A 23,943-nucleotide genomic window follows, 5' to 3' on the forward strand; every position below is an offset into this window, starting at 1 on the left:
CTGCCACTAGAAAAGCCTCATAACAGCGGTTTTAGCGTCGGCCAGACATTTTCCAGCAACTTGCCCTGAGCCCCGGCGGCCGGGTGTAGACCGTCGGCTTGCATCAGGTCCGGGTGCCCACCGACACCTTCGAGAAAAAACGGCACCAACGGGATGTTTTTCTCTTCGGCGAGCTTGCCGTAAACCTCGGCGAACGAATCGGTGTAGCGCTTGCCATAATTGGGTGGCAACTGCATGCCGAGCAGCAGCACTTTCGCGCCGCTCTGCCGCGAGCTGTCGATCATCGAGGCAAGATTTTGTTGCAATTGCGTTGGCGGCATCCCGCGCAGGCCGTCGTTGCCACCCAACTCAAGGATTACCAGCTCCGGCTTATGCTCTGCAAGCAGCGCCGGCAGCCGCGCCTGGCCTCCGGCACTGGTGTCGCCGCTGATCGAGGCATTGACAACTTTATCGTCGAAACCCTCCTGTTTGAGCCGCTGCTCGAGCAGCGAGACCCACCCCAGACGGGTATCCAGGCCGAAACCGGCGCTGATACTATCGCCAACGATCAGGACAGTACCCGCCGCTGCGTTCTGGGCCATGCACATCAAGGCCAGGCCAGCACTCAAAAACCATACACGCATCGGATTCTCCATGGGCGCAAGCATTCTCACCGCGAAGAACCTCAGCAAAGTGGTCCCTAGCGCGGAAGGTGAACTGACTATCCTGCACGAACTCAGCCTGGAACTGAACAAGGGCGACAGCCTGGCTATCGTCGGCGCGTCCGGTTCCGGCAAATCCACCCTCCTCGGCCTGCTCGCCGGCCTCGACCTGCCGAGCAGCGGCGAAGTCACCCTCGCCGGCCAGGGCCTGAGCAATCTCGACGAAGACCAGCGCGCACGAATCCGTGCCGAGCACGTCGGGTTTGTCTTCCAGTCATTTCAGTTGCTCGACAGCCTCAATGCGCTGGAGAACGTCATGCTGCCGCTTGAGCTCGACGGCCGCAAAGATGCCCGCGAGCGCGCCACGCAATTGCTTCAGCGCGTCGGCCTCGGCCAGCGCCTGACCCACTCGCCGCGCCAGCTCTCCGGCGGTGAACAGCAGCGCGTAGCCATCGCCCGCGCCTTCGCTGCCGAACCAGACGTGCTGTTCGCCGACGAGCCGACCGGCAACCTCGACAGCCACACCGGCGAGCGCATCAGCGACTTGCTGTTCGAATTGAACATGGAACGCGGCACCACCCTGGTGCTGGTGACCCACGACGAACGCCTGGCCCATCGCTGCCGGCGCCTGATCCGTCTTGAAGCCGGGCTGCTGGTCGCCCCTCTGGAGCCTTGATGGCACGTCTGCCGCTGTTGCGTCTGTTCAGTCTTGCCCTGCGCCAGCTCATGCGCGATGCCCGCGCCGGTGAGTTGCGCGTGTTGTTCTTTGCGCTGGTGGTGGCCGTCGCGGCGAGCACCGCGATCGGCTACTTCGGCGCCCGCCTCAACGGCGCGATGATGCTGCGCGCTACCGAGTTTCTCGGTGCCGATCTGGTGCTGGAAGGCAGCTCGCCGGCCCGCGAGGAGCAAATCCGCAGCGGCACCGAACTGCGCCTGAATCATGCGCAAGTGGTGGAGTTTTCCAGCGTCATTGCCACCGATAACGGCATTCAGCTGTCGAGCATCAAAGCCGTCGACCGCGCCTATCCACTGCGCGGCGAGCTGAAGAGCGCGCCCGCACCCTTTGCCCTGGAAGAAGTCGGCGGCGAACCGCAACCCGGTGAAGCCTGGGTCGAGGCGCGCCTGTTGACCGCGCTGGATCTGAAGATCGGCGACAGCATCGACGTCGGCATGAAGACCTTGAAGCTGACCCGCGTGCTGACCTACGAGCCGGATCGCGCTGGCAACTTCTACAGCCTGACGCCACGGGTGCTGATCAATCTTGACGACCTCACCGCCACCGGCGTGGTGCAACCCGGCAGCCGGGTGAGTTACCGCGAGCTCTGGCGCGGCGAACCGCAGACGCTGGAAACCTATCGTGAATTGATCAAACCAGGCCTCGCTGCCAATCAGCGAATCCAGGATGCCCGTGACGGTAACCGGCAAATCGGCGGTGCGCTGGGCAAGGCTGAGCGTTATCTGAATATGGCCAGCCTGGTTGCGGTGTTGTTGGCCGGGGTAGCAGTGGCGTTGTCGGCCAACCGTTTCGCCAGTCGGCGTTTCGATGCCAGTGCCTTGCTGCGCTGCCTCGGCTTGTCGCGCCGAGAAACCATGGTGCTGTTCAGCCTGCAACTGACCGTGCTCGGCCTGATTGCCGCCATCAGTGGCGCGCTGCTCGGCTGGCTGGCGCAACTGGGGCTGTTCGCACTGTTGCATGATTTACTGCCGAGCGATGTGCCGCCGGGTGGCCTGTTTCCAGCGATGGCCGGAATTGGCACCGGGCTGGTGGCGCTTGCCGGTTTTGCCTTGCCGCCATTGGCTGCACTGGGTCGCGTGCCGCCGCTGCGGGTGTTGCGCCGCGACATGCTGCCGATCCCCTCGAGTACGTGGATGGTCTACGGTGCGGCGCTGGGTGCGCTGGGCCTGATCATGTGGCGTCTGAGCCTCGACCTGCTGCTGACCTTCGCCCTGCTCGGCGGCGGCGTGGTCGCCGCGCTGGTGCTGGGCGGCCTGCTGCTGTTGCTGCTGCAAAGCCTGCGCCGCATGCTCGCCCGCGCCTCGTTGCCGTGGCGCCTGGGTCTTGGCCAGTTGTTGCGGCATCCATTGGCGGCAGCCGGGCAGTCGCTGGCGTTCGGTCTGATCCTGTTGTCGATGGCGCTGATCGCACTGCTGCGCGGCGAACTGCTCGACACCTGGCAAAACCAGCTACCGAAAAACGCGCCGAACTATTTCGCGCTGAATATTCTCCCGGCGGACAAACAGGCTTTCGCCGATCACCTGATCAAGGTGTCCGCGCAAGCGGCGCCGTTGTATCCGGTGGTGCCAGGACGACTGATCAGCATCAATGGCGAAGCGGTGCAGCAAATCGTCAGCAAGGACTCGGCCGGTGATCGCGCCATCCAGCGTGACTTGAGCCTGACCTGGGCGGCGGATCTGCCGGCCGGCAACAAGCTCACCGCCGGCTCGTGGTGGAGCGGCCAGCCGTCTGATGATGTGCCGGGGGTTTCGGTGGAAGGCAAGGTGGCCGAAAGCCTGAAACTCAAACTCGGCGATCACATGGTGTTCAGCGTTGGCGGGGTCAATCGGGAAGCGAAGGTCACCAGCCTGCGCGAGATCAACTGGGACAACTTCCAGCCGAACTTCTTCATGATCTTCCAGCCTGGCACCTTGAAGGATCTGCCGGCGACCTACCTGACCAGTTTCTATTTGGCCCCTGGGCATGATCAGCAGATTGTCGAGCTGTCGCGGACCTTCCCGGCGGTGACCATCCTGCAGGTCGAAGCGTTGCTCGAACAGCTGCGCAGCATCCTCGCTCAGGTCACCCTGGCGGTGGAATATGTGTTGTTGTTTGTTCTGGCTGCGGGGATGGCGGTGCTGTTCTCCGGTCTGCAAGCGACACTGGATGAACGCATTCGCCAAGGGGCGCTGTTGCGTGCGCTGGGTGCCGAGCGGCAGTTGCTGATCAAGGCGCGGCGCATCGAATTCGGCTTGTTGGGCGCGGTAAGCGGCTTGCTCGCGGCGATCGGTTCGGAGGTGGTCAGTCTGGTGCTGTACCGCTTCGCTTTTGATCTGCCATGGCATCCGCATCCATGGCTGCTGGTGCTGCCGCTGATTGGCGCCGTGCTGATTGGTGGCGCCGGTGTGTTCGGCACTCGCCGGGCGCTGAACGCCAGCCCGCTGACAGTGTTGCGCGAGGGTTGATAGACTCAAGCCGTCTTAATCACAAGAAGTCGCCATGAGCCGTTATCGCCCTCCCCGCACCGCCGGCACCGCGCTGATCACCCCCGAGGGTGAAGCGCGGATGCGCGCCGAATTCCATGAGTTGTGGCATGTGCGACGCCCGCAGGTCACCCAGGCGGTGAGTGAAGCGGCAGCGCAAGGTGATCGTTCGGAAAACGCCGAGTACACCTACGGGAAAAAGATGCTGCGGGAAATCGACAGCCGCGTGCGCTTTCTCACCAAACGCCTGGAAGCGCTCAAGGTGGTCAGCGAAAAACCCAGCGATCCGAACAAGGTCTATTTCGGCGCCTGGGTGACCATCGAAGACGAAGACGGCAAGCAATCGCGCTACCGCATCGTCGGCCCCGATGAACTGGACCTCAAACAGGGTTTGATAAGCATCGACTCGCCGCTGGCCCGCGCGCTGATCGGCAAGGCACTCGACGCGGAAGTGCGGGTGCAGACGCCGACCGGCGAGCAGTTCGTTTACATCGTTGCGATTGAATATCCGTAAGACCAATCAGCGCCGAGTGATCAGGCCCTGCCGCGCAACGCGGGTGAGTTGCTTGATCATTTCCGCCGCATCTTCTGCGCTCGGCGCCTGAATCACCGCCAGATCGAAGCTGTCCGTAGCGAAACGCGCCAGCGACTCGCCGTCATCGACAAACTGGATCAGGAACGCGGCAGGACCGCCGCTGCGACGTGGCCAGCCATCGAGATAACGCAACAGCGTCGGCTGGTGTTTACCGCCAAGAAGGATTTTCGGGTTGCGCTGGGTGACATGTGCCGTGATCGGCGCGGGACGTGCTGGAGGGCGTAGTGCGTTCATCGTGTCGTGTCTCTGCCTCAAAAGTCTGCATGGCAGGTGAGAGGCAACACCGAACCAGCGCTTTAGCGGTATTTCGAAGCCCTGTTCCGGCTTCTGACGGTAACTGTAGAAGTCACCTGGCGCCCCGCAAGTAGCTGTTTAAATCGGCGCATGGGCAACATCCTAGAGAACGTGACCGACCAGTGTCAAGAATCCCCCGCAACAAAAAAAGGCCCGCACAATGCGGGCCTTTGCCTTGAGCCAGAGCCTTCAACCGGCGATGGCGCGATCCGCCGAGAGCTTGCCGGCACCTTCGATCAGTACCGCGATGCTGCCGGCCAGCAGAGCCAGAGCAAACTCATAACCGTTGTTGGCCATGAACAGACCGTTGCCGATGTGCACCGAGAAGATCGCCACCAGCGAGAGGAACGCCAGACCCAGTGCCGCCGGGCGTACCAGCAGGCCGATGATCAGCGCCAGACCGGCGAAGAACTCGGTACCGCCGGCCAGCGAGGCCATCAGATAGCCCGGGGTCAGGCCGATGCTTTCCATCCATTGCGCAGTGCCGGCCAGGCCGTAACCACCGAACAGACCAAAGAGTTTCTGCGAACCGTGGGCGGCGAAGATCACGCCGACAGCAATGCGCAGGACAGTCAGGCCGTAACCGGCGCGGGTGAACAGAACCTTGTTGATCAGAGAGCTCATGGTGCATTCCTTGTTGTGCAGAAGTGTTTGTGTGTTTGGGTTGGTCGCCATATTAATCAGTTTATTTCATGTTTAAAGCGCAAAAATTTCGCCATAACAATCGAATTCTTAGATTATTTCCGTGTGACCACTTTCTGCTGCCGGGGCTCGAGCGACTCACGCTCCCGGTCGAATGCCAGGTAATACTTGTTCACGCTATTAACATAGCTGACGGCGCCCATCCCCACCTGCTCCATGGCAATGCGCTCGACCTGGAAGAACCACTGGTTGGGATTGAGGCCGCGGCGGCGGGCTTCGGCGCGCATGCCCTGCACGCGCTCGGGGCCGATGTTGTACGCGGCGAGGGTGAACGCCATGCGCTCACGCTCGTTGAGTTTCGGGCTGCTGAAGAACTTGCGGCGGATCATCGCCAGGTACTTGGCGCCGGCCTGCACATTCGCATCGAGATTCTGGATATTGCTCACGCCGACCCGCTGCGCGGCGGACGGGGTGATCTGCATCAGCCCGGTCGGGCCGCTGCCGCTGCGGGCGTTGGGCTGCAGACGCGACTCCTTGAACGCCAGCGCCGCCAGATTGAGCCAGTCCATGTTCTGCGCGTCGGCATGTTTCTGCAGGGTCGGACGGAGTTTTTCCAGACGCTGGCGATCGGCCTTGGCCAGCGGATTGTGTACTTGATACAGGCGTCGATAGATACGCAGAAACGCCGCGTCTTCGTCCGACGGTTTCTTGTAACCGGTGAGGAAGCGATCGATGCTCGCGCGCAACATCGACGCATCGCGACGCACGAACCAATGCTCCTCGCCCGGCTCGCCGAGGCTCAGTTGCCGATCGAGGCGCAGCTTCGGCAGGATCTTGCCCCAACGCTCGGCAATCGGTTGCTCGACGATGGTCAGGTGAAAAATCCCGCCCTGGACCATCTCCAGCACGTCTTCGACTGCCAGCGTCGGATCTACCCATTCGATATTGATCGGCGCCAGTTTGTGCAGCGCCAGTTTCTGGTTGAGCAGGCTGACCACCTCCCCCGCCGCACTGCCGGTGGGCAAGGCCAGGGTCTTGCCGGACAGTTGCTCGACCTTGGTGTAACGGCGCTGGCCCTTGATGCCGACGAGCACCAGCGGCACGTTGCTGGCGATCGGTTCGCTGCTGGCGACCGCGTAGCCCGAGGGCAGATCGAGCAATTCACCGGGCGCGACCATATCGCCTTCGCCACGCTGCAAGGCGCCGAGCAATTGATCCTTGGCTTTGGGAATGATTTTGAGGGTAACGTCCTGGCCATCACGGGCATGGCCGTTGAGGTATTGCTCGAAGGCGCGCAGTCGGTGGTACTCGACACCAATGGCCTGGCCCTGGACTTCGCCGGAGCTGTTGCGGCTCTGATTGACCAGCACGCGCAGCACGCGGCTGCTGCGAATGTCCGAGAGGTCGCGAACCTTGCTCGCCGGCACGGTTTGCAGCGGCCCGGGCAGGCGTGCGACCGCCGTCATCGGCAGCAGCAACGCAGCACACAACAGCAGCAGAACCGAGGGACGATGCATCCACTCTCCGAAAAGAATACGGGGCGATTGCGTCGCAAAAGAGACGACATCACCGACGAAAACAGAGCGCTTTGAGCGCTGATAAAGTGCGAGAGACTGGCACAGTGATGGCCTTGTCGCCACCCCGGAGTCCTTCGCGGCCTCAACAGACAGCCATAAGTCTTTGTAGTTCTTGGCTTTTCTTATAAATCTACAGCTCTGATATGCTTTCCGGCCTTCGGCCCGAGGTAGCACCATGCAACTCATCGATATCGGCGTCAACCTGACCAACCCCAGTTTCGCCGACAAACATCAGGCCGTGCTCGACCGCGCCTACGCCGCCGGCGTCTGCCAACTGGTGCTGACGGGCACCAGCGTCGAGGGCAGCGAGCAGGCGCTGGAACTGTGCCGGCAACTGGATGAAAGCGGCCAAAGGCTGTTCGCCACCGCCGGTATTCACCCGCATTCGGCCAGCGACTGGAACGCTGACAGCCCGCGCCGCTTGCGCAGTCTGTTGAACGAATCCAACGTCGTCGCGGTGGGCGAATGCGGGCTGGATTTCAACCGCGATTTCTCCCCGCGCCCGCAACAGGAAAAGGTTCTCGAAGAACATCTGGCGCTGGCCGTCGAGTTGCAATTGCCGGTGTTCCTGCACGAGCGCGATGCCAGCCAGCGCCTGCTGGAGATCCTCAAGGACTTCCGCGATCAACTGCCGGCGGCGGTGGTGCACTGCTTCACTGGCGAGCAAAAGGCCTTGTTCAGCTACCTCGATCTGGATCTGCACATCGGCATCACCGGCTGGATCTGCGACGAACGCCGGGGCACGCATCTGCATCCGCTGGTCAAAGAGATCAAAGCGGGACGGCTGATGCTGGAAAGCGACGCACCGTATCTGCTGCCGCGCACGTTGCGGCCGAAGCCGAAAAACGGGCGCAACGAACCAGCGTATCTGACCGAAGTGTTGCGCGAGGTGGCGTTGCATCGCGGCGAAACCGAGGAAGCGCTGGCCGCGCATACTACCGCGTGTGCCCGGGCGTTTTTTAATCTCCCCATTCTCCCCTGACTGCACACGTCCCCTGTGGGAGCGAGCCTGCTCGCGAAGGCGTTGGATCAGCTACAAATGGGCTGAATGACGCAGCGCTTTCGCGAGCAGGCTCGCTCCCACAATAGATCTCGGCATCCGTTGATTCATATCAAAACTCCCGAATCTGCATAGCGGCACAATAATGGCACCTTGCCAAAAACTGTTTCCGCTATCAGAGAAGACCTCCATGGGTGCCTGGCTTAGCAACATCTCGCTGAAATACAAATTCTGGGCGGTCAACGCGGTCGCCTTTGTCACCACCCTGCTGCTCGTGCTGTACGCCGTACATCTTGAACAACAGGCCCGCAACGAAGCCGCGCAGGCTTCCGCGCAGGCGCAGGCGCAGTTGCTCAAGGCCTGGCCGCCCGGGCAACCGTTGCCCAAATCCGCGCAAGTGTTGACCTTCAAGCGCGGTGAAGCGCCGCGTCTCAATGATCAACCGCTGCTGGAAATCAGCGGCAGCAACGGCTGGAACGCCATCAATGAAATGCCGCTGTTCGGCGACAGCCCGTTGATGGGCGCCGAAGTGTTCAGCCGTGCCGACGGCGAACAAGTAGCGGTCATCGCCTATGCCCCGAGCCTGAGTCAGGTGTTCAGCGAGCGTTTCGCCAACTATGCGCTGGCGGTCTTCGTCCTGATGCTGGCGATGCTCGGTGCCTCGCAATTGTTGATCCGCTTTTTGCTCAGCCAGCTGAACACGTTGAAAGACGTGATGCTGCACGTTGAAAAAACCGGCGATCTTTCGGCTCGTGTGCCGCTGGTGGGCAAGGACGAAGTCGGCCAGATGGCCAATGCCTTCAACGCCATGCAGGCCGGTTATCAACGCGTCGTGACCACCGTTGCCAGCACCGCGCGACAACTGGATGACGGCGCTGCGCGGCTGGCCTCGAGCATGAACGATGTGCGCCACGGCATGCTCGGCCAGCAAAGCGAAACCGATCAGGCCGCCACCGCGATCAACGAAATGACCGCCACCGTTTATCACATCGCGCAACACGCCGGCGCTACTCGTGACCTGTCGAAAACCGCCGATGGCCTCGCCGGCAGCGGTCAGCAAGTGGTGGCGCGGGTGCAGCAGTCGATTGCCGGGTTGTCCAGCGGCGTGCAGCAGACAGCAGAAATGATTCAACGCCTGGCCGAGGACAGCCAGAAGATCAACGGCGTGGTCAGCGTGATTCACAGCATTGCCGAACAGACCAATCTGCTCGCGCTGAATGCGGCGATCGAAGCGGCCCGCGCCGGGGAGATGGGGCGCGGCTTTGCCGTGGTCGCCGATGAAGTGCGCAATCTCGCCAAACGCGTGCAGGCGTCGACTGACGAGATCACCGGCATGATCGCCGCGTTGCAGGCCGGCACCCGCGATGCGGTGGATTTCATGCAGGAGAGTTCATACAAGGCCGACGACTGCGTGCAGCAGGCCCAGGAGGCTGGCGCGGCGCTGGCGGAAATCACCGGAGCGGTGGCGCAGATGCGCGAAAGCAACACGCAGATTGCCGTCGCGGCGGAACAGCAGAGTCAGGTTGCCGAGGAGATGAACCGGGCGGTGGTGAGTATTCGTGATGTGACCGAGAACACCGTGCAGCAGACGGTGGATTCGGCGACGACGAGTAGTGAGTTGGCGACGTTGGCCGGGGCGTTGAACAAGGCGATAGGTCAGTTGAAATTGTGAGTCCGCTTTCGCGAGCAGGCTCGCTCCCACATGCACCATTGAATCAATGTGGGAGCGAGCCTGCTCGCGAAGGCGTCAGAGGCACCTACATCGAATCCTGCGATGACGGCTATCACTTCAATAGCCAACCTTGATTCGCCGCCCTCCGCGCCCGGGCCTATTCTTCAAGCATGTGTTCAACATGGATCGAGGAGTAGCAAACATGGGCAAACGTCACCCCAACCTTCCCGCGTGGCAATGGCGCGCGTACCCGGGCAATCATCAGCACCCGACCAATCTGGTCCTGCATCTGATTGCCGTGCCGCTGTTCATCGTGGCGTTTCTGCTGATCGTGTCGGGGGTGTTCAGCCTGAGTCTGGCCAGCGTCGCCATCGGCGTGATCGGGATTGTCGCGGCGCTGGGTCTGCAGCGCCACGGCCACGGCCTGGAGGCGCAAGCCTCCGAACCGTTCAGTGATCGCAAAGATGCCGTGTCACGTTTGCTGGTCGAGCAGTTTCTGACCTTTCCGCGGTTCTTTCTCAGCGGTGGCTGGTGGCGCGCCTGGCGTGAGCGCCACCGTCGGCATTGAGTCAGGCGAAGATCGTCACGGTCTGCCGACTCATGGCAATCAACTCTCCCTTCGCGCTCCACAGCTTCGCGGCGACATGCCCGTAGCCGTCGGCCGCGTATTCGATATCGGCCAGGTATTGGCACCAGTCCAGCGTGCTCAAGTCGTGTAACGGCTGCACGAATTCGATGGTCCAGGTCAGCGTGCTACCCGGCGCCGGTTTCTTCAGATACGGCAACAGCGCCGGCGGCCAGGCATCCACCAGCGCCAGCAGATGCGCCTCGTTGACCGGCTCCTCTTTGACATCCCCACGCAACCGCACCCAGCCGCCCATCAAGCGCGATGGCGTGTTGGAGAACGGAATACCGCCGACGCTCCAGCGCATAGCCAGATGGCGCATGAATTCCGGGGTCACGCCTTTGATGTAAGGCAGCTCCTGACATTCGTCCCAGTGTTTCATGGTTGGCGCCGGGTAGGCTTCGACGGCGACTTCCGAAGGCCGCGAGGCACCGAAGCTGCCCTGAATGATCGTCACCACCTGACCATTCTGCATGGCGCGGCCCAACACCTGGCTGACCGCTTTGCCTTCACGCAGCACATCGACTTCGAAAGTCACCGGCACTTCCGGCTCGACCGGGCCGACAAAGGTAATCGCCAGCGAACGCACCGGGCGCTCCGTCGGCACCCTGGCGCGCATGGCTTCAAATTGCAGCGCAGCCACCAGCCCGCCAAAACTGGCGCGGCCCTGCCCCCATTCGGCGGGGATGATCACTTCAGGTCGTTGGCGGACAGCATCGAGCAGATCGCAAAAGCGCATGGCAACCTCGGAAAGCGAAAAAGGAATGCAGGGATCTTAACCAGCCAAGGACGGCGGCGCAGCGTCTATTCCGGTCAAATGCGCTGACAGATAGGCCTTGGCGCGTTTCAATTTCGCCACAAACCCTTGTAGGAGCTGTCGAGTGAAACGAGGCTGCGATCTTTGATCTTGATCTAAAAAAACAAGATCAAAAGATCGCAGCCTCGTTTCACTCGACAGCTCCTACAGGAGGACGTGGCGATATCAGGATTTGAAACACGTAGCGCTGAGCTTCTCCAGCACTTGATCGGCCTTCAGCTCTGCCTTGATCAACCCCGCCTGCCAAGTCGCCACGCACGGTTGCAGATCGGCTTCCTGCTCGGCGCGGGCCAGCCATTGCCAGCAATCGTGCCAATCGCCCAGTGCGCCTTGCGCCGATTTCAGGCGTTTGTAAGCCGGTTTCGGCAAGCGATCCAGCTCGGGATAGGCTTCGATGCCATAGCGCACGCGCTTGATCAGCAGGCGCAGACGATGGCGGTCATGGGCGGGATCGTGCAGCGCCGCGTCGAGTTTTTGCCACTGTTTGCCGAGGCGTTTTTCGATGCGTTTATCCAGATCCTTGAGCAGACCCTGGCGCTGGGACGCGCGCAAAAAGCGTGGAAAGGCGTCGAGAATCATCAGCAACGAAGCCAGTTCCGCACTCGCCGCCAGCGCCGGATACGCCTCGGCCATTTGCGCCAGACGCCGCTGCGCAGCCTCGGGTTGATCATGCTCGAGCAGATACGCCGCGAGCACTTCACGGTCACGCCACGGTGTGGTCAGATCGCCCACCGCCGAAGCCGCCGCCTCGAGTTGCTCGACACCCGGCAAGCCGCGCAACGGCCGCAACAGACTGCGCAAGCGCCGCACCGTAGTGCGCAAATCATGCAACGCCTCCGGATCAGTGCGCGCAGTCAAGCGCGCCTGACATGCCAGCAGCCGCACATCCAGGCTCAACACATGAGCCACCAAGCGATCGATCATGGGGGTCTACTCCGTAGGCAGCTGCAAGCTTCTAGCTACAAGCTTCAAGTTGAACGCGTTGCTTCAAAGCTTGCCGCTTGCCGCTTGCAGCTTGAAACTTGCAGCTGATCTTTATCTTCCTGCGCGGGACTCGCGAATGTAGAAGCGGGCTTTCTCGGCTTTCTTGCTGCAGCCTTCAAAGCCTTCGAATTGTTGCTGGGTCTTGGCGGCGGTCAGCAGCGACAGCGCTTTGGAATAGCTGACGGTGCCGGCGAAGCCTTCAGCCTTGGCCAGGTCCAGTTCGTGCCAGGCCGCGTCGAGTTGGCTGCCGCAGCTGTCGCGGTACGCGGTTTTGCCGGCACAACCGGCCAGAACCAGAGCCATCAACGGTACACAGATCCAGGCTTTCATCACTCACACCTCAAGGTAGGTCAACAGTCGTGCAGGTAAGACGGCCAAGCGGCGAAAAAGTGCCTCGCAGACAGGTCAAACCACGTGGCGCAGAGCATAGCGCGCAAGCGTGCGTCGCGAGCGAAAAACGACGTCACCGCTTCGCGCAACGACCTTGGCGATTGAGCCGCTTGGCCGATGCGTGCATTGTGCAGGCTTGTCGGGAGGAAGTTTGATGAAAAAGCGTGTCGCACTGGTGCTGGGCTCCGGTGGCGCCCGGGGCTATGCCCATATCGGCGTTATCGAAGAAATTGAAAAACGCGGCTACGACATCGCCTGCATTGCCGGTTGTTCGATGGGCGCGGTGGTCGGCGGGATCTATGCCGCCGGCAAACTGGATGAGTACCGGCGCTGGATCGAAAGCCTTGATTACCTCGATGTGCTGCGCCTGGTCGATGTGAGTTTCCGTCTCGGCGCGATTCGCGGTGAAAAGGTCTTCGGGCAGATCCGCAAGATCGTCGGCGAGATCAACATCGAAGACCTGCGCATCCCCTACACCGCCGTCGCCGCCGACCTGACCAATCAGCAGGAAATCTGGTTTCAGGAGGGCTGCCTGCACCAGGCCATGCGCGCCTCGGCGGCGATTCCCAGCCTGTTTACCCCAGTGATGCAGGGCAACCGCATGCTGGTCGACGGCGGCATTCTCAATCCGTTGCCGATCGTTCCGGTGGTGTCGAGCCACTGCGACCTGATCATCGCGGTCAACCTCAACGCCACCAATCAGCGGCAGTACAAATTGCCGGTGATCGAGCGGCCAGCGGCGTTCCGTTCGCGCTTCGACAGTCTGATCAAATCCATGGGTTCGAAGTTGCCATTCCGCCGTAAACAGGCCGAGCAATTGTTGAAGCTGGAGCAGGAAGCCCTGCGCGCCGAGGCAGCGGAGATCAATCCGTGGCTCGAAGGCGTCGAACCGGAAAGCCAGCAACCGGCCGCCGCTCCGGAACGTGAAGGCGCACCGAAATCCGCCACCGGCTCGTTCATCATCGATAACGTCGGGCCAGCGTCGTTGCTGGATCTGATCAACCAGAGTTTCGAGGTGATGCAGACCTCACTGGCACAGTACAAGATCGCCGGGTATCCGCCGGACATCCTGATCAACGTGCCGAAGCGGGTGTGCCGATTTTTTGAGTTCTACAAGGCGCCGGAGTTGATCGCGCTGGGCAGACAGATTGCCAGTGATACGCTGGATCGGTATGAGCAGGAGCAGGGTTGAAATCCTGAAAGTCCTTCAGTGTTTATTCTGGCCCCTTCGCGAGCAAGCTCGCTCCCACAGGGGAATGCATTCCAAATGTGGGAGCGAGCTTGCTCGCGAAGGCGCCGGATCGGCCACTACAAAGCTACAGGCTGTTCTCACTCAACAACCGATACCCAACCCCCGCCTCAGTCACGATGAACCGTGGCCGGGTCGGGTCATCCGCCAGTTTCTGCCGCAGGTGCCCGACCACGATGCGCAGGTAATGACTGTCCTCGGTGTGCGTCGGTCCCCAGATATCCTTGAGCAACTGCTGCTGGGTGATCACCCGCCCCGGATGCCGCGCCAGTTGCGCGAGCACCGCATACTCCTTGCGGGTCAGGGCGACTTCGGCGCCGTCGAGCAGCACGCGCCGATAGGCCAGATCCACGGTCAACGGGCCGAAACTCAGCGCCGCTGGCTGCGCCTCGCCCGCCGGTGCCTGACGCAACAACGCGCGGACCCGGGCGAGAAATTCCTGAATGCCGAACGGTTTGGTCACGTAGTCATTGGCGCCGCCATCCAGCGCTTCGACCTTCTGCCCTTCACTGGCGCGCACCGATAGCACCAGCACTGGCGTGCTCGCCCACTCGCGCAACTCGCGCAGGACCTGCTGACCGTCCATGTCCGGCAACCCGAGGTCGAGCACCACCAGGTCCGGTTTGCTCAGCGCGGCTTGTGCCAGGCCTTCAGCGCCGGTGCCGGCTTCAAGCACTTTGTAGCCTTGTGAAGCGAGGCTGATGCGCAGGAATTTGCGGATCTGCGGTTCGTCGTCGATGACCAAAATGGTCGCGGTCTGGCTCATGAATTCACATCAACACAAAAGAGTGGCAAGAGAGTAGCGCAGTCGACTTCAAGCTTCACCGTCCATCCCCGGCTGCGCCTGCAACGGCAAGTGCAAGGTAATGCAGGTGCCGCGCCCGTCGATGCCGTCAGCCACGGAAATACGCCCGCCGTGTGCGCCGACCATGCCCTGACAGATCGCCAGCCCCAGCCCCGTGCCCTGCCCGCCGCGATCACCGCGCGCGGCGGTGTAGAACATGTCGAAAATCTTCGCTCGGTCCTCTTCGGGAATCCCCGGGCCTTCATCGCTGACCGCAAAGAAAATCTCCTGCTCATCGGCGCCGGCACGCAATTGCAGGCGACCGTGGCTGGGCGAAAATCGCGCGGCGTTTTCCAGCACGTTGACCAGCGCCTGCTCGATCAACGCCGCGTGCACATAGAGCAACGGCAGCTCGGCCGGCACTTCGGTGCTGACCTGCAGCGGCGCCAGCACGGCGCGCAGGCGATTGAGCGAACTGCCGACGATATCGGCCGGCGATACCCAGTCCCGCGCCAGCTTCAAGGCGCCGTGGCCGAGGCGAGTCATGTCGAGCAGGTTCTGAATGTAGCGGTCGAGGCGTTCGGCTTCGTCGCGGGTGCCTTCGAGCAGCTCGCGGCGATCCTCCAGCGGAATCGCTTCGCCGAGGGCCAACAGGCTGTCGATGCTGCCGCGCATGGCCGTCAGCGGCGTGCGCAAATCGTGGGACACCGAAGCCAGCAAGGCGCTGCGCAACTGTTCGGTTTCGCCGTGCAGACGCGCCGCTTCGAGGTCATCGGCCAATTGCGCGCGGGCCAGGGCTTGCGCCAGCGGCTGGCTCAGCGCGGTGAGCAAACGTCGGCGCTGACCGCTCAAGCTCTGGCCTTCCTTGGCGCAAACACCGAGCAATGCCAGTGGCCCGTCCTCGACCGACAACGGCCACCACCACCAACGCCCCAGCGGCAACGTGCCGGTGCCCTTGCCCGCCGGTTGATCGTGTTGCCAGGCCCAATCGGCAGCGGCACGTTCGGCCTCGGTGAATTGCAGTGGCCCGCCGGTTTCGACTTTCCAGCCGCCCTGCCCGTCGCGGTTGAGCAGGCACAATTGCACATCGCTCCAGCCTTCGAGGTGCTGCGCGGCGGCGCTGATCACGGCCTGGCGATCAGTCGCGGCGGTGAGTTTGCGCGACAGGTCGAGCAGTTCGCTGGTCTCTTCCTGGGTATCGCGCAACGCCTGCAACTGCCGCCGCTGACGCGCCGCGAGGTTGCCGGTGAGGGCCGCCATCAACAGGAAGAACAGCAGCGTCAGCACGTCTTCTTCGCGCTGAATGCTGAACGAGAAATTCGGTGGGATAAACAGAAAATCGTAGGTGAGAAACGACAGCGCCGCACAGGCCAGCGCCGGGCCGAGGCTGCTGCGCACCGCCACCAGCAACACCGCCGCGAGAAACACCAGCGAGATGTTCGGCAGCGGCAACACGCTCGACACCGCCCAAGCCAACGCGCTGGCCAACAACGTCGCGACCAGCGCCAGCGCGTAGTCGAACCACACCAGCGTCACTGGAGTGCGCGGGCGCGGTTGATGCTGTTCGTGGTCACTGTCGAGCACGTTGATTTCCAGACCGTGAGCCTGACGCAGCAGGCGCGCCGCCAGACCACCGCCGAACAGGCGACGGCGCAAGCGTGGCCGCGACTGGCCGACCAGCAACAGACTGGCGCGGCGCTCGGCGGCGTGTTGAATCAGGGTTTTCGCCACTTCCCCGGCTCGCAACAGGACTACCTCGCCACCGAGGCGTTCGGCCAGTTGCTGGGCGCTTTGCAGGCGCAACCGCGATTGCTCATCACGGGCGCTGCCGTTGTCGACATGCACCAGACTCCACGGCAGATGCCGGCGCTGGGCGACGCGGCTGGCGTGACGCACCAGCCGTTCGGCCTGCGCATCGCCATCGATGCCGACCAACAAACGCCCGCGCACCGCCGGCGCGGCCTGGCCGAGTTGGCGATAGCCTTGGGCGAGATCGTTGTCGACCTGCGCGGCAGCGGTCTGCATCGCCAGTTCGCGCAGGGCGGTGAGATTGGTCTGGGTGAAAAAAGCGTCGATCGCAGCGCGGGCCTGTTCCGGCACGTAGACCTTGCCTTCGCGCAGACGCTCAAGCAATTCACGCGGCGGCAAGTCGATCAGCAGCAGCTCGAAAGCTTCCTGCAGGACCCAGTCAGGCAGGGTTTCGCGCACCTGCACGCCAGTGATGCCGCGCACCTGATCATTCAGGCTTTCCAGGTGCTGGACGTTGACCGTGGTGAACACGTCGATGCCGGCGGCGAGCAGTTCCTGAATGTCTTGCCAGCGCTTGGCGTGACGGCTGCCGGGGGCGTTGCTGTGGGCCAGTTCATCCACCAGCACAAGCTTCGGTTTCGCCGCGAGAATGCCGTCGAGGTCCATTTCTTCGAGCAGCACGCCACGGTATTCGCTGCGCACCAGCGGTTGCTGCGGCAAGCCGCCGAGCAAGGCTTCGGTTTCGGCACGGCCATGGGTTTCGACCACGCCGGCGAGGACTTTCACGCCTTGGCGCAGCTGCGTGTGCGCGGCCTGAAGCATGGCGTAGGTCTTGCCGACACCGGGGGCGGCACCGAGGAAAACCTTGAGCCGGCCACGGCCATCGCGGGGCAGGTCTGCTAACAATGCGTCGGCGCGGCCGGAGTCGCTCATGCTGGGGATGCTCTCTTTCTTCTGATGTTTATGCGGTGATTGTCAGGGCGCCTTCGCGAGCAGGCTCGCTCCCACATGGATATGCATTCCAAAGGTGGGAGCGAGCCTGCTCGCGAATGGCCGCGCCGCCGATTACAGGTTTTGCAGTGCCAGGTTCAGCTCCAGCACATTCACCACCGGCGGCCCCACCAGCGGTTGTTCGATGTGCTTATCGAGCAATTGCTGCAAGGTCGACACCGGCAGGTTGCGCGCCGCCGCGACACGCGCCAGTTGATAGGCAATTGCCGCCGGTGGCAAGTGCGGATCGAGGCCGCTGGCGGAGGTGGTCAGCAAGGCCAATGGCACCGGCCCCTGCCCAGCGACTTGTTGTTTTTGCGCGTCTTCGATCACGCGGGTCGCCAGGGCCGGATTGCTTGGCGCGAGGTTGCTGGCGCCGCTGGCGACCGTGGCAAAAGCCCCGGCGGAGGGCCGTGGGTGGAACCAGCTGTCGCCGCTGAAATCCTGGGCGATCAGCGACGAGCCGCGGACTTTGCCGTCAGCGTCGTGGATCAGGCTGCCGTTGGCCTGAGCCGGGAAAGCGACCTGGGCGATGCCGGTGACCGCGAGTGGATAGGCGACGCCGGTGATCAGGGTCATCAGCGCCAACAGGGTCAGGGCCGGGCGTATCATTGTGGACATTTCAAGATCCTCGAATTCGTTGGACAAACTTTTGCGCGGTGTCAGGGAGATCCATTCCCCCTCACCCCAGCCCTCTCCCCCAAGGGGGCGAGTGGGAAAGGGAGCCGATCTTCATGCTGTTCAAGACCTGAGTTCGGCTCGGAATTTCAGGTCGGCGAGCCTCGCACAAACACCTCGGTCAGTCCCCTACGGTGATTGGCTTTCCAATCGCGCATTCACCTCGGTATCCCAAGTCGGCGTACCTCTCGCAAACACCTCGGTCAGTCCCCTCTCCCTCTGGGAGAGGGTTAGGGTGAGGGGCTCTTTTCAGCCTTACACCAGATGCAACGCCGTAAGCAGCATGTCGATCACCTTGATCCCCACGAACGGCACGACAATCCCGCCGACGCCATAGATCAGCAGATTGCGCCGCAGCAACGCCGCCGCACTCGCTGCTTGCACACGCACGCCGCGCAATGCCAGTGGAATCAGTACAACGATGATCAGCGCGTTGAAGACGATGGCCGAGAGAATCGCGCTCTGCGGACTGCTCAGATGCATGATGTTCAGCACGCCCAACTGCGGGTAAATCGAGGCGAACAGCGCCGGCAGAATCGCGAAGTATTTGGCGATGTCGTTGGCGATGGAAAAGGTCGTCAGCGCGCCACGGGTCACCAACAACTCCTTGCCGATCTGCACCACGTCGAGCAGCTTGGTCGGGTCGCTGTCGAGGTCGACCATGTTCGCCGCTTCGCGTGCCGCTTGCGTGCCATCGTTCATGGCCATGCCGACGTCTGCCTGGGCCAGCGCCGGGGCGTCGTTGGCGCCGTCGCCGCACATGGCGACCAGGCGACCGTCGTTCTGCTCGTGACGGATGCGCGCGAGTTTCTTCTCCGGCGTGGCTTCGGCGAGCACATCGTCGACGCCCGCTTCAGCGGCGATCGCAGCAGCGGTCAGCGGGTTGTCGCCGGTGACCATCACCGTGCGAATTCCCAGTTTGCGCAACTCGGCAAAACGCTCGCGGATGCCTGGCTTGACCACGTCCTTGAGATGGATCGCGCCAAGCAATCTGCCGTCAGCGCAGACCAGCAACGGCGTGCCGCCGCTCTGGGCAATCTTGTCGATCTCGCGCGCCAGCGCCGGGGCCAGATCGGTGCGCTGCTGACCGAGAAACGCCAGCAGCGAATCCACCGCTCCTTTGCGATATACGCGGCCCTGATAATCGACGCCGGACAAACGGGTTTCCGCGCTGAACGGCACGGCGGTCAGGGTTTCCGGGGCCGGCTCCGGTTGCGGATGCAGGCCACGAAGGAACTCGACGATCGACTTGCCTTCAGCGGTTTCGTCGGCCAGCGAAGCAAACAACGCGCCTTCGGCCAGCTCACGGCCGGTCACACCCGGCGCGGCATACACCGCGCTGCAACGACGGTTGCCGAAGGTGATGGTGCCGGTCTTGTCGAGTAACAGCACGTGCACGTCACCCGCCGCTTCCACTGCGCGACCGGATTTGGCGATCACGTTGAGACGCACCAGCCGATCCATCCCGGCGATACCGATGGCCGACAGCAGACCGCCGATGGTCGTCGGAATCAGCGTGACCAATAACGCCACGAGGAACACCAGCGGCAGGCTGCCGTTGGCGAAATGCGCGAACGGTTGCAGGGTGACGACCACCAGCAGAAAGATCAGGGTCAGGCCGATCAGCAGGATATCCAGCGCGACTTCGTTCGGGGTCTTCTGGCGTTTGGCGCCTTCGACCAGGGCGATCATGCGGTCGAGGGTCGATTCACCGGGGTTGGTGGTGATCTTCACCAGCAGCCAGTCGGAGACCAACCGCGTGTTGCCGGTGACGGCCGAGCGGTCGCCGCCGGACTCACGGATCACCGGCGCCGATTCGCCAGTGATCGCCGCTTCGTTGACCGCCGCAATACCTTCGATGACTTCGCCGTCACCGGGGATCATTTCCCCGGCTTCGACTCGCACCACATCGCCCTTGCGCAGATTGGCGGCGGGGACAATCCTGAAGCTGCCATCAGCCTGACGGCAGCGGGCGCTGAGGCCTTCGCTGCCGGCCTTGAGGCTGTCGGCGCGGGCCTTGCCACGACCTTCGGCCAGGGCCTCGGCGAAGTTGGCGAACAGCACGGTGAACCACAGCCACAGAGCGATTTGCGCGGCGACGAAGGTCGGCACGTCGGCATCCGGAAGGAAGCACAGCACGGTGGTGAAAATCGCCGTCAGTTCGACCACCAGCATCACTGGCGAACGCGCCAGCTGCCGTGGGTCGAGCTTGACGAAGGCTTGCGCCAGCGCCGGGCGCCACAGGGCCGAGATCGCGGTTTTGGCTTGTTCCGGCGCTTTGACGGCGGCGGGTTTGATTGCAGGCATGTTCATGATGGATTCCTTAGAAGCCCATACTTAAATGTTCGGCGACAGGACCGAGCGCCAGCGTCGGCAAGAACGTCAGGCCGCCCACCAGCAAAATGGTCACGGTCAACAGGGTGACGAACAGCGGGCCGTGAGTCGGGAAGCTGTTCTGGCCGACCGGTGCGCTTTTCTTCATCGCCAGGCTACCGGCCAGTGCCAGCACCGGCAGGATGTAACCGAAACGACCGATCAACATGCCCAGGCCGAGCATCAGGTTGTGGAACGGCGTGTTCGCGCTGAGGCCACCGAATGCCGAGCCGTTGTTGGCGCTGGCCGAGGTGTAGGCGTAGAGCAACTGACTGAAACCGTGCGCGCCGGGGTTGCTGATGGTTGCCGCAGCGCTGGGAACCGTGGCGGCAATCGCGCCGAGCACCAGCACGCCGACGGGCATCACCAACAAGGTTACGACCAGCAATTGCACCTCACGCGCTTGAAGCTTCTTGCCGAGGTATTCCGGCGTACGACCGATCATCAGACCGGCGAGGAACACCGCGATCAGCACGTTGAGCAACATGCCGTAGAGCCCGGCGCCGACACCGCCAAAGATCACTTCGCCGACCATCATGTTGACCAGCGCGACCATGCCGCTCAGCGGGTTGAGGCTGTCGTGCATGCCGTTGACCGAGCCGTTCGATGCCGCCGTGGTAGTCACCGACCACAGCACCGTCGCGGTAGTACCGAAGCGCGCTTCCTTGCCTTCCAGCGGCGCAGTCTGCTCGACAGCGGCGTTGTTCAGGGTCGGATTCGGTTGATACTCGGCCCACAACGACGTCGCGCCGCCGATCAGGAACAACGCCAGCATGCAGGCGATGATCGCGCGGCTCTGACGCAGGTCCTTGACGTAGTGGCCGAAGGTGAACACCAGCGCCACCGGGATCAGGATGATCGAAGCGACTTCGAACAGGTTGCTCCACGCGGTCGGGTTCTCGAACGGATGCGCCGAGTTGACCCCGAAGAAACCGCCACCGTTGGTGCCCAGTTGCTTGATCGCAATCTGGCTGGCGGCCGGGCCGAGCGGGATCACCTGATCGACGCCTTGCAGCGTCACGGCATTTACATACTGCGCGAAGGTTTGTGGCACGCCCTGCCAGACCAGATACAGCGCCAGCAGCAGGCACAGCGGCAGCAGGCCATAGAGGGTGGCGCGGGTCATGTCGACCCAGAAGTTGCCGAGGGTCTGCGCCGATTTACGGCCGATGCCACGGCACAGCGCGACCAGCACGGCCAGGCCGGTGGCGGCGCTGACAAAGTTCTGCACGGTGAGACCGACCATCTGGCTCAGATAGCTGAGGGTCGCTTCGCCACTGTAAGACTGCCAGTTGGTGTTGGTCATGAAACTGACCGCGGTATTGAACGCCTGGGTCCATTCCTGGCCCGGCAGGTTTTGCGGGTTCAGCGGCAGGTGATCCTGGAACAGCAGAATCGCAAACAGCAACAGGAAACCTGCAAGGTTGAACGCCAGCAGCGCCAGCGTGTACTTCTGCCAGCTCTGCTCCGCCTGCGCATCGACCCCGGCAAGACGATAGCAACCGCGCTCGACCGGGCCGAGAATCGGCGTCAGCCAGGTGCGCTGGCCCTCCATCACTTTGTAATAGAAGCGCCCCAGGAACGGCGCCGGCAGCAGGAACAGCGCAAAAAACCCGAGGATCAGCCAATAGTCATAACTGTGCATAGCCGCTCCTAGTTCCGGTCCGCGCGCAACAGCGCAACCAACAGATAAATGAACAGCCCCACTGCCAACAGCAGTGACACCCCGTCCAGAACGCTCATGGAAGATCTCCGTGTAACGGCGTATTGCCGTGTGTGCAGCGATTGTCGGGAAGGAGGCTGTAAAGGAACGAGAGCGAGGGCCGGCGTGGGGCATAAAAAAAGCGTAAAGAGTGGGTTTATGCGGGCTTTACGGCTGAGTTTCGTGGTGTTTGGGCTGGCCCCTTCGCGAGCAGGCTCTCTCCCACCGGGGCAACGCATTGCAAAATGTGGGAGCGAGCCTGCTCGCGAAGACGGCATCGCCGACAACATCGCACCCAACTGGCGCACAAATAGCAGCTATTCCCACGCGAACATCCCCGATGCGACAGCTTTCAACTTATTACGACTTGTTTCACGGTGATGGCACGCCCACTGCACACGCCCTCTCCCGAGCTTTCCAACCATTGCGGGAGCAAGCGCATGAACACACAACTCAAACCCACGCTGGGCACTTTGCACCTGTGGGGCATTGCCGTGGGGCTGGTGATTTCCGGGGAATATTTCGGCTGGAGTTACGGCTGGGGCGTGGCCGGTACGCTGGGTTTTCTGGTGACCTCGTTCATGGTCGCGACCATGTACACCTGCTTCATCTTCAGTTTCACCGAACTGACTACCGCGATTCCCCATGCCGGCGGGCCGTTTGCCTACAGCCGCCGCGCGTTTGGCGAAAAAGGCGGATTAATTGCCGGACTGGCCACACTGATCGAATTCGTCTTCGCGCCGCCAGCGATTGCTTTGGCGATAGGCGCGTATCTCAATGTGCAATTTCCGGCACTGGACCCGAAACACGCGGCGGTCGGGGCGTACATCGTATTCATGGGCCTGAACATTCTCGGAGTGAAACTGGCCGCGACGTTCGAGCTGATCGTCTGCGTGCTGGCGGTGGCTGAGTTGCTGGTGTTCATGGGCGTGGTCGCGCCGGCGTTCAGCTTCAGCAACTTCGCGCTGAATGGTTGGGCCGGTTCCGACGTCTTCGGCGCGCCGGCGATTGCCGGGATGTTCGCGGCGATTCCGTTTGCGATCTGGTTCTTCCTCGCCATCGAAGGCGCCGCCATGGCTGCCGAAGAAGCCAAGGATCCGAAGCGCACGATTCCCAAGGCCTACATCAGCGGCATCCTGACCCTGGTGCTGTTGGCCATGGGCGTGATGTTCTTCGCGGGCGGTGTCGGCGACTGGCGCACCTTGTCCAACATCAACGACCCACTGCCGCAAGCGATGAAAACCGTGGTCGGTGACAACTCCGGCTGGCTGCACATGCTGGTCTGGATCGGCCTGTTCGGCCTGGTCGCCAGTTTCCACGGCATCATCCTCGGCTACTCACGACAATTCTTCGCCCTCGCCCGCGCCGGTTACCTGCCCGCCTCATTGGCAAAACTGTCGCGCTTCCAGACCCCGCACCGCGCAATCATCGCTGGCGGCCTGATCGGCATCGCCGCGATCTACAGCGACGGCCTGATCAACCTCGGCGGCATGACACTCACCGCAGCGATGATCACTATGGCCGTGTTCGGTGCGATCGTGATGTACATCATGAGCATGCTCAGCCTGTTCAAACTGCGTAAATCGGAACCGAATCTGGAACGTACTTTCCGCGCGCCTTGTTATCCGCTGGTTCCGCTGATCGCGTTGGTGCTGGCGGTAGTTTGCCTGGTGGCGATGGCGTGGTTCAACACGTTGATCGGGCTGATTTTCCTTGGCTTCATGGCGGTCGGGTTCTGTTACTTCATGCTGACTGGACAACTGCGCGCCGATGCGCCGGCGGATGCCATGCTCACAGGCCTGTAACGACCCGCCCCCTGTAGGAGCTGACGAGTGAAACGAGGCTGCGATCTTTGCTTTTCAAGATCAAAAGATCGCAGCCTTCGGCAGCTCCTACAGTAATTTCGGATGCACCGGCTGCAAGCGGCCTAGAATGGAACCACCGCGAAGTCGTTTCGCTCAAAGGTGGTATGCAGCATCGCAC

Annotated in this window: 21 protein-coding genes; 8 read left to right on the top strand and 13 right to left on the bottom strand. The window is 62.3% G+C overall.

The genetic code is table 11. The features are described from left to right. Positions 1-17: 17 nt before the first annotated feature. A complete protein-coding gene (locus PS14A_RS17360; protein WP_161984070.1) occupies positions 18-623 on the bottom strand; it encodes an arylesterase in 606 nt (201 codons plus the stop codon). A gap of 10 nt (positions 624-633) precedes the next feature. Between PS14A_RS17360 and PS14A_RS17365 the strand changes: the two genes are divergently transcribed. From PS14A_RS17365 to greB, 3 genes are read left to right on the top strand one after another with little or no spacing between them, the layout of a single operon-like run. Next, positions 634-1,317, top strand: a complete 684-nt coding sequence (locus PS14A_RS17365; protein ID WP_212616835.1) for an ABC transporter ATP-binding protein — start codon at positions 634-636, stop codon at positions 1,315-1,317. Beyond that, on the top strand, positions 1,317-3,821 hold the full coding sequence (locus PS14A_RS17370; protein WP_212616836.1) for an ABC transporter permease: 2,505 nt from the start codon (positions 1,317-1,319) through the stop codon (positions 3,819-3,821). The genes PS14A_RS17365 and PS14A_RS17370 overlap by 1 nt, the downstream gene beginning before the upstream one ends. A gap of 34 nt (positions 3,822-3,855) precedes the next feature. Further along, positions 3,856-4,353: a transcription elongation factor GreB gene (gene greB / locus PS14A_RS17375; protein WP_071173132.1), complete on the top strand. Its 498-nt coding sequence runs from the start codon at positions 3,856-3,858 to the stop codon at positions 4,351-4,353. A gap of 6 nt (positions 4,354-4,359) precedes the next feature. Here greB and PS14A_RS17380 read toward each other — a convergent pair whose 3' ends face one another. The 3 genes from PS14A_RS17380 to PS14A_RS17390 form a co-directional block, all read right to left on the bottom strand. Next, positions 4,360-4,668, bottom strand: coding sequence for a class I SAM-dependent methyltransferase (locus tag PS14A_RS17380; RefSeq protein ID WP_137213820.1), 309 nt, complete (start codon positions 4,666-4,668; stop codon positions 4,360-4,362). Between the two features lie 249 nt (positions 4,669-4,917). Further along, positions 4,918-5,352, bottom strand: coding sequence for a DoxX family protein (locus tag PS14A_RS17385; protein ID WP_039759946.1), 435 nt, complete (start codon positions 5,350-5,352; stop codon positions 4,918-4,920). A 113-nt stretch (positions 5,353-5,465) separates the two neighbouring features. Beyond that, a complete protein-coding gene (locus tag PS14A_RS17390; protein WP_212616837.1) occupies positions 5,466-6,887 on the bottom strand; it encodes a transglycosylase SLT domain-containing protein in 1,422 nt (473 codons plus the stop codon). A gap of 235 nt (positions 6,888-7,122) precedes the next feature. Here PS14A_RS17390 and PS14A_RS17395 point away from each other — a divergent pair, with 235 nt between their 5' ends. The 3 genes from PS14A_RS17395 to PS14A_RS17405 all read left to right on the top strand — a co-directional run bounded on the left by PS14A_RS17395 (position 7,123) and on the right by PS14A_RS17405 (position 10,187). After that, entirely contained in the window at positions 7,123-7,929 is an 807-nt protein-coding gene (locus tag PS14A_RS17395) for a TatD family hydrolase (protein ID WP_212616838.1), read from the top strand. A gap of 208 nt (positions 7,930-8,137) precedes the next feature. Further along, positions 8,138-9,619, top strand: a complete 1,482-nt coding sequence (locus PS14A_RS17400) for a methyl-accepting chemotaxis protein (protein ID WP_212616839.1) — start codon at positions 8,138-8,140, stop codon at positions 9,617-9,619. A gap of 202 nt (positions 9,620-9,821) precedes the next feature. Beyond that, positions 9,822-10,187, top strand: a complete 366-nt coding sequence (locus tag PS14A_RS17405) for an Mpo1-like protein (RefSeq protein WP_041478386.1) — start codon at positions 9,822-9,824, stop codon at positions 10,185-10,187. A gap of 1 nt (position 10,188) precedes the next feature. On the opposite strand, the gene PS14A_RS17410 is transcribed toward PS14A_RS17405, so the two are convergent. The 3 genes from PS14A_RS17410 to PS14A_RS17420 form a co-directional block, all read right to left on the bottom strand. Further along, a complete protein-coding gene (locus PS14A_RS17410) occupies positions 10,189-10,983 on the bottom strand; it encodes a thioesterase family protein (protein ID WP_212616840.1) in 795 nt (264 codons plus the stop codon). A 243-nt stretch (positions 10,984-11,226) separates the two neighbouring features. Beyond that, the gene (locus tag PS14A_RS17415) at positions 11,227-11,985 is read right to left on the bottom strand and encodes a CHAD domain-containing protein (protein WP_122700144.1); all 759 of its coding nucleotides are present in this window, start codon (positions 11,983-11,985) and stop codon (positions 11,227-11,229) included. Positions 11,986-12,096: 111 nt separating this feature from the next. Further along, on the bottom strand, positions 12,097-12,375 hold the full coding sequence (locus PS14A_RS17420) for a hypothetical protein (protein ID WP_016770894.1): 279 nt from the start codon (positions 12,373-12,375) through the stop codon (positions 12,097-12,099). A gap of 214 nt (positions 12,376-12,589) precedes the next feature. On the opposite strand from PS14A_RS17420, the gene PS14A_RS17425 reads away from it, so the two are divergent. Further along, a complete protein-coding gene (locus tag PS14A_RS17425) occupies positions 12,590-13,627 on the top strand; it encodes a patatin-like phospholipase family protein (protein WP_071173138.1) in 1,038 nt (345 codons plus the stop codon). A gap of 124 nt (positions 13,628-13,751) precedes the next feature. Here the strand turns inward: PS14A_RS17425 and PS14A_RS17430 are convergent, their stop codons facing one another. From PS14A_RS17430 to kdpF, 6 genes are all read right to left on the bottom strand, one after another. Next, positions 13,752-14,450, bottom strand: a complete 699-nt coding sequence (locus PS14A_RS17430) for a response regulator (RefSeq protein WP_130910104.1) — start codon at positions 14,448-14,450, stop codon at positions 13,752-13,754. Positions 14,451-14,498: 48 nt separating this feature from the next. Further along, on the bottom strand, positions 14,499-17,150 hold the full coding sequence (locus PS14A_RS17435; protein WP_212616841.1) for a sensor histidine kinase KdpD: 2,652 nt from the start codon (positions 17,148-17,150) through the stop codon (positions 14,499-14,501). Positions 17,151-17,282: 132 nt separating this feature from the next. Then, entirely contained in the window at positions 17,283-17,828 is a 546-nt protein-coding gene (kdpC, locus tag PS14A_RS17440; RefSeq protein WP_212616842.1) for a potassium-transporting ATPase subunit KdpC, read from the bottom strand. A gap of 312 nt (positions 17,829-18,140) precedes the next feature. Beyond that, on the bottom strand, positions 18,141-20,198 hold the full coding sequence (kdpB, locus tag PS14A_RS17445; RefSeq protein WP_212616843.1) for a potassium-transporting ATPase subunit KdpB: 2,058 nt from the start codon (positions 20,196-20,198) through the stop codon (positions 18,141-18,143). A gap of 10 nt (positions 20,199-20,208) precedes the next feature. Next, positions 20,209-21,903: a potassium-transporting ATPase subunit KdpA gene (kdpA, locus tag PS14A_RS17450; protein WP_212616844.1), complete on the bottom strand. Its 1,695-nt coding sequence runs from the start codon at positions 21,901-21,903 to the stop codon at positions 20,209-20,211. Between the two features lie 8 nt (positions 21,904-21,911). Further along, positions 21,912-22,001, bottom strand: coding sequence for a K(+)-transporting ATPase subunit F (gene kdpF / locus PS14A_RS17455; protein WP_007899818.1), 90 nt, complete (start codon positions 21,999-22,001; stop codon positions 21,912-21,914). Between the two features lie 399 nt (positions 22,002-22,400). On the opposite strand from kdpF, the gene eat reads away from it, so the two are divergent. Further along, a complete protein-coding gene (gene eat, locus PS14A_RS17460; RefSeq protein WP_016770900.1) occupies positions 22,401-23,765 on the top strand; it encodes an ethanolamine permease in 1,365 nt (454 codons plus the stop codon). The last annotated feature ends 178 nt before the right edge of the window (positions 23,766-23,943 follow it).

It is taken from the genome of Pseudomonas sp. 14A (assembly GCF_018132745.1).
GTDB lineage: Bacteria > Pseudomonadota > Gammaproteobacteria > Pseudomonadales > Pseudomonadaceae > Aquipseudomonas > Aquipseudomonas mercuritolerans.

Excerpts from the sequence above, each read along its gene's own strand:
- PS14A_RS17400 (WP_212616839.1), top strand. The coding sequence starts at position 8,138 with ATGGGTGCCTGGCTTAGCAACATCTCGCTGAAATACAAATTCTGGGCG.
- PS14A_RS17390 (WP_212616837.1), bottom strand. The coding sequence starts at position 6,887 with ATGCATCGTCCCTCGGTTCTGCTGCTGTTGTGTGCTGCGTTGCTGCTG.
- PS14A_RS17365 (WP_212616835.1), top strand. The coding sequence starts at position 634 with ATGGGCGCAAGCATTCTCACCGCGAAGAACCTCAGCAAAGTGGTCCCT.
- PS14A_RS17385 (WP_039759946.1), bottom strand. The coding sequence starts at position 5,352 with ATGAGCTCTCTGATCAACAAGGTTCTGTTCACCCGCGCCGGTTACGGC.
- kdpB (WP_212616843.1), bottom strand. The coding sequence starts at position 20,198 with ATGAACATGCCTGCAATCAAACCCGCCGCCGTCAAAGCGCCGGAACAA.
- PS14A_RS17405 (WP_041478386.1), top strand. The coding sequence starts at position 9,822 with ATGGGCAAACGTCACCCCAACCTTCCCGCGTGGCAATGGCGCGCGTAC.
- kdpA (WP_212616844.1), bottom strand. The coding sequence starts at position 21,903 with ATGCACAGTTATGACTATTGGCTGATCCTCGGGTTTTTTGCGCTGTTC.
- PS14A_RS17420 (WP_016770894.1), bottom strand. The coding sequence starts at position 12,375 with ATGAAAGCCTGGATCTGTGTACCGTTGATGGCTCTGGTTCTGGCCGGT.
- eat (WP_016770900.1), top strand. The coding sequence starts at position 22,401 with ATGAACACACAACTCAAACCCACGCTGGGCACTTTGCACCTGTGGGGC.
- PS14A_RS17370 (WP_212616836.1), top strand. The coding sequence starts at position 1,317 with ATGGCACGTCTGCCGCTGTTGCGTCTGTTCAGTCTTGCCCTGCGCCAG.
- PS14A_RS17425 (WP_071173138.1), top strand. The coding sequence starts at position 12,590 with ATGAAAAAGCGTGTCGCACTGGTGCTGGGCTCCGGTGGCGCCCGGGGC.
- PS14A_RS17395 (WP_212616838.1), top strand. The coding sequence starts at position 7,123 with ATGCAACTCATCGATATCGGCGTCAACCTGACCAACCCCAGTTTCGCC.
- greB (WP_071173132.1), top strand. The coding sequence starts at position 3,856 with ATGAGCCGTTATCGCCCTCCCCGCACCGCCGGCACCGCGCTGATCACC.
- PS14A_RS17435 (WP_212616841.1), bottom strand. The coding sequence starts at position 17,150 with ATGAGCGACTCCGGCCGCGCCGACGCATTGTTAGCAGACCTGCCCCGC.
- PS14A_RS17360 (WP_161984070.1), bottom strand. The coding sequence starts at position 623 with ATGCGTGTATGGTTTTTGAGTGCTGGCCTGGCCTTGATGTGCATGGCC.
- kdpF (WP_007899818.1), bottom strand. The coding sequence starts at position 22,001 with ATGAGCGTTCTGGACGGGGTGTCACTGCTGTTGGCAGTGGGGCTGTTC.
- PS14A_RS17380 (WP_137213820.1), bottom strand. The coding sequence starts at position 4,668 with ATGAACGCACTACGCCCTCCAGCACGTCCCGCGCCGATCACGGCACAT.
- PS14A_RS17430 (WP_130910104.1), bottom strand. The coding sequence starts at position 14,450 with ATGAGCCAGACCGCGACCATTTTGGTCATCGACGACGAACCGCAGATC.
- kdpC (WP_212616842.1), bottom strand. The coding sequence starts at position 17,828 with ATGTCCACAATGATACGCCCGGCCCTGACCCTGTTGGCGCTGATGACC.
- PS14A_RS17415 (WP_122700144.1), bottom strand. The coding sequence starts at position 11,985 with ATGATCGATCGCTTGGTGGCTCATGTGTTGAGCCTGGATGTGCGGCTG.
- PS14A_RS17410 (WP_212616840.1), bottom strand. The coding sequence starts at position 10,983 with ATGCGCTTTTGCGATCTGCTCGATGCTGTCCGCCAACGACCTGAAGTG.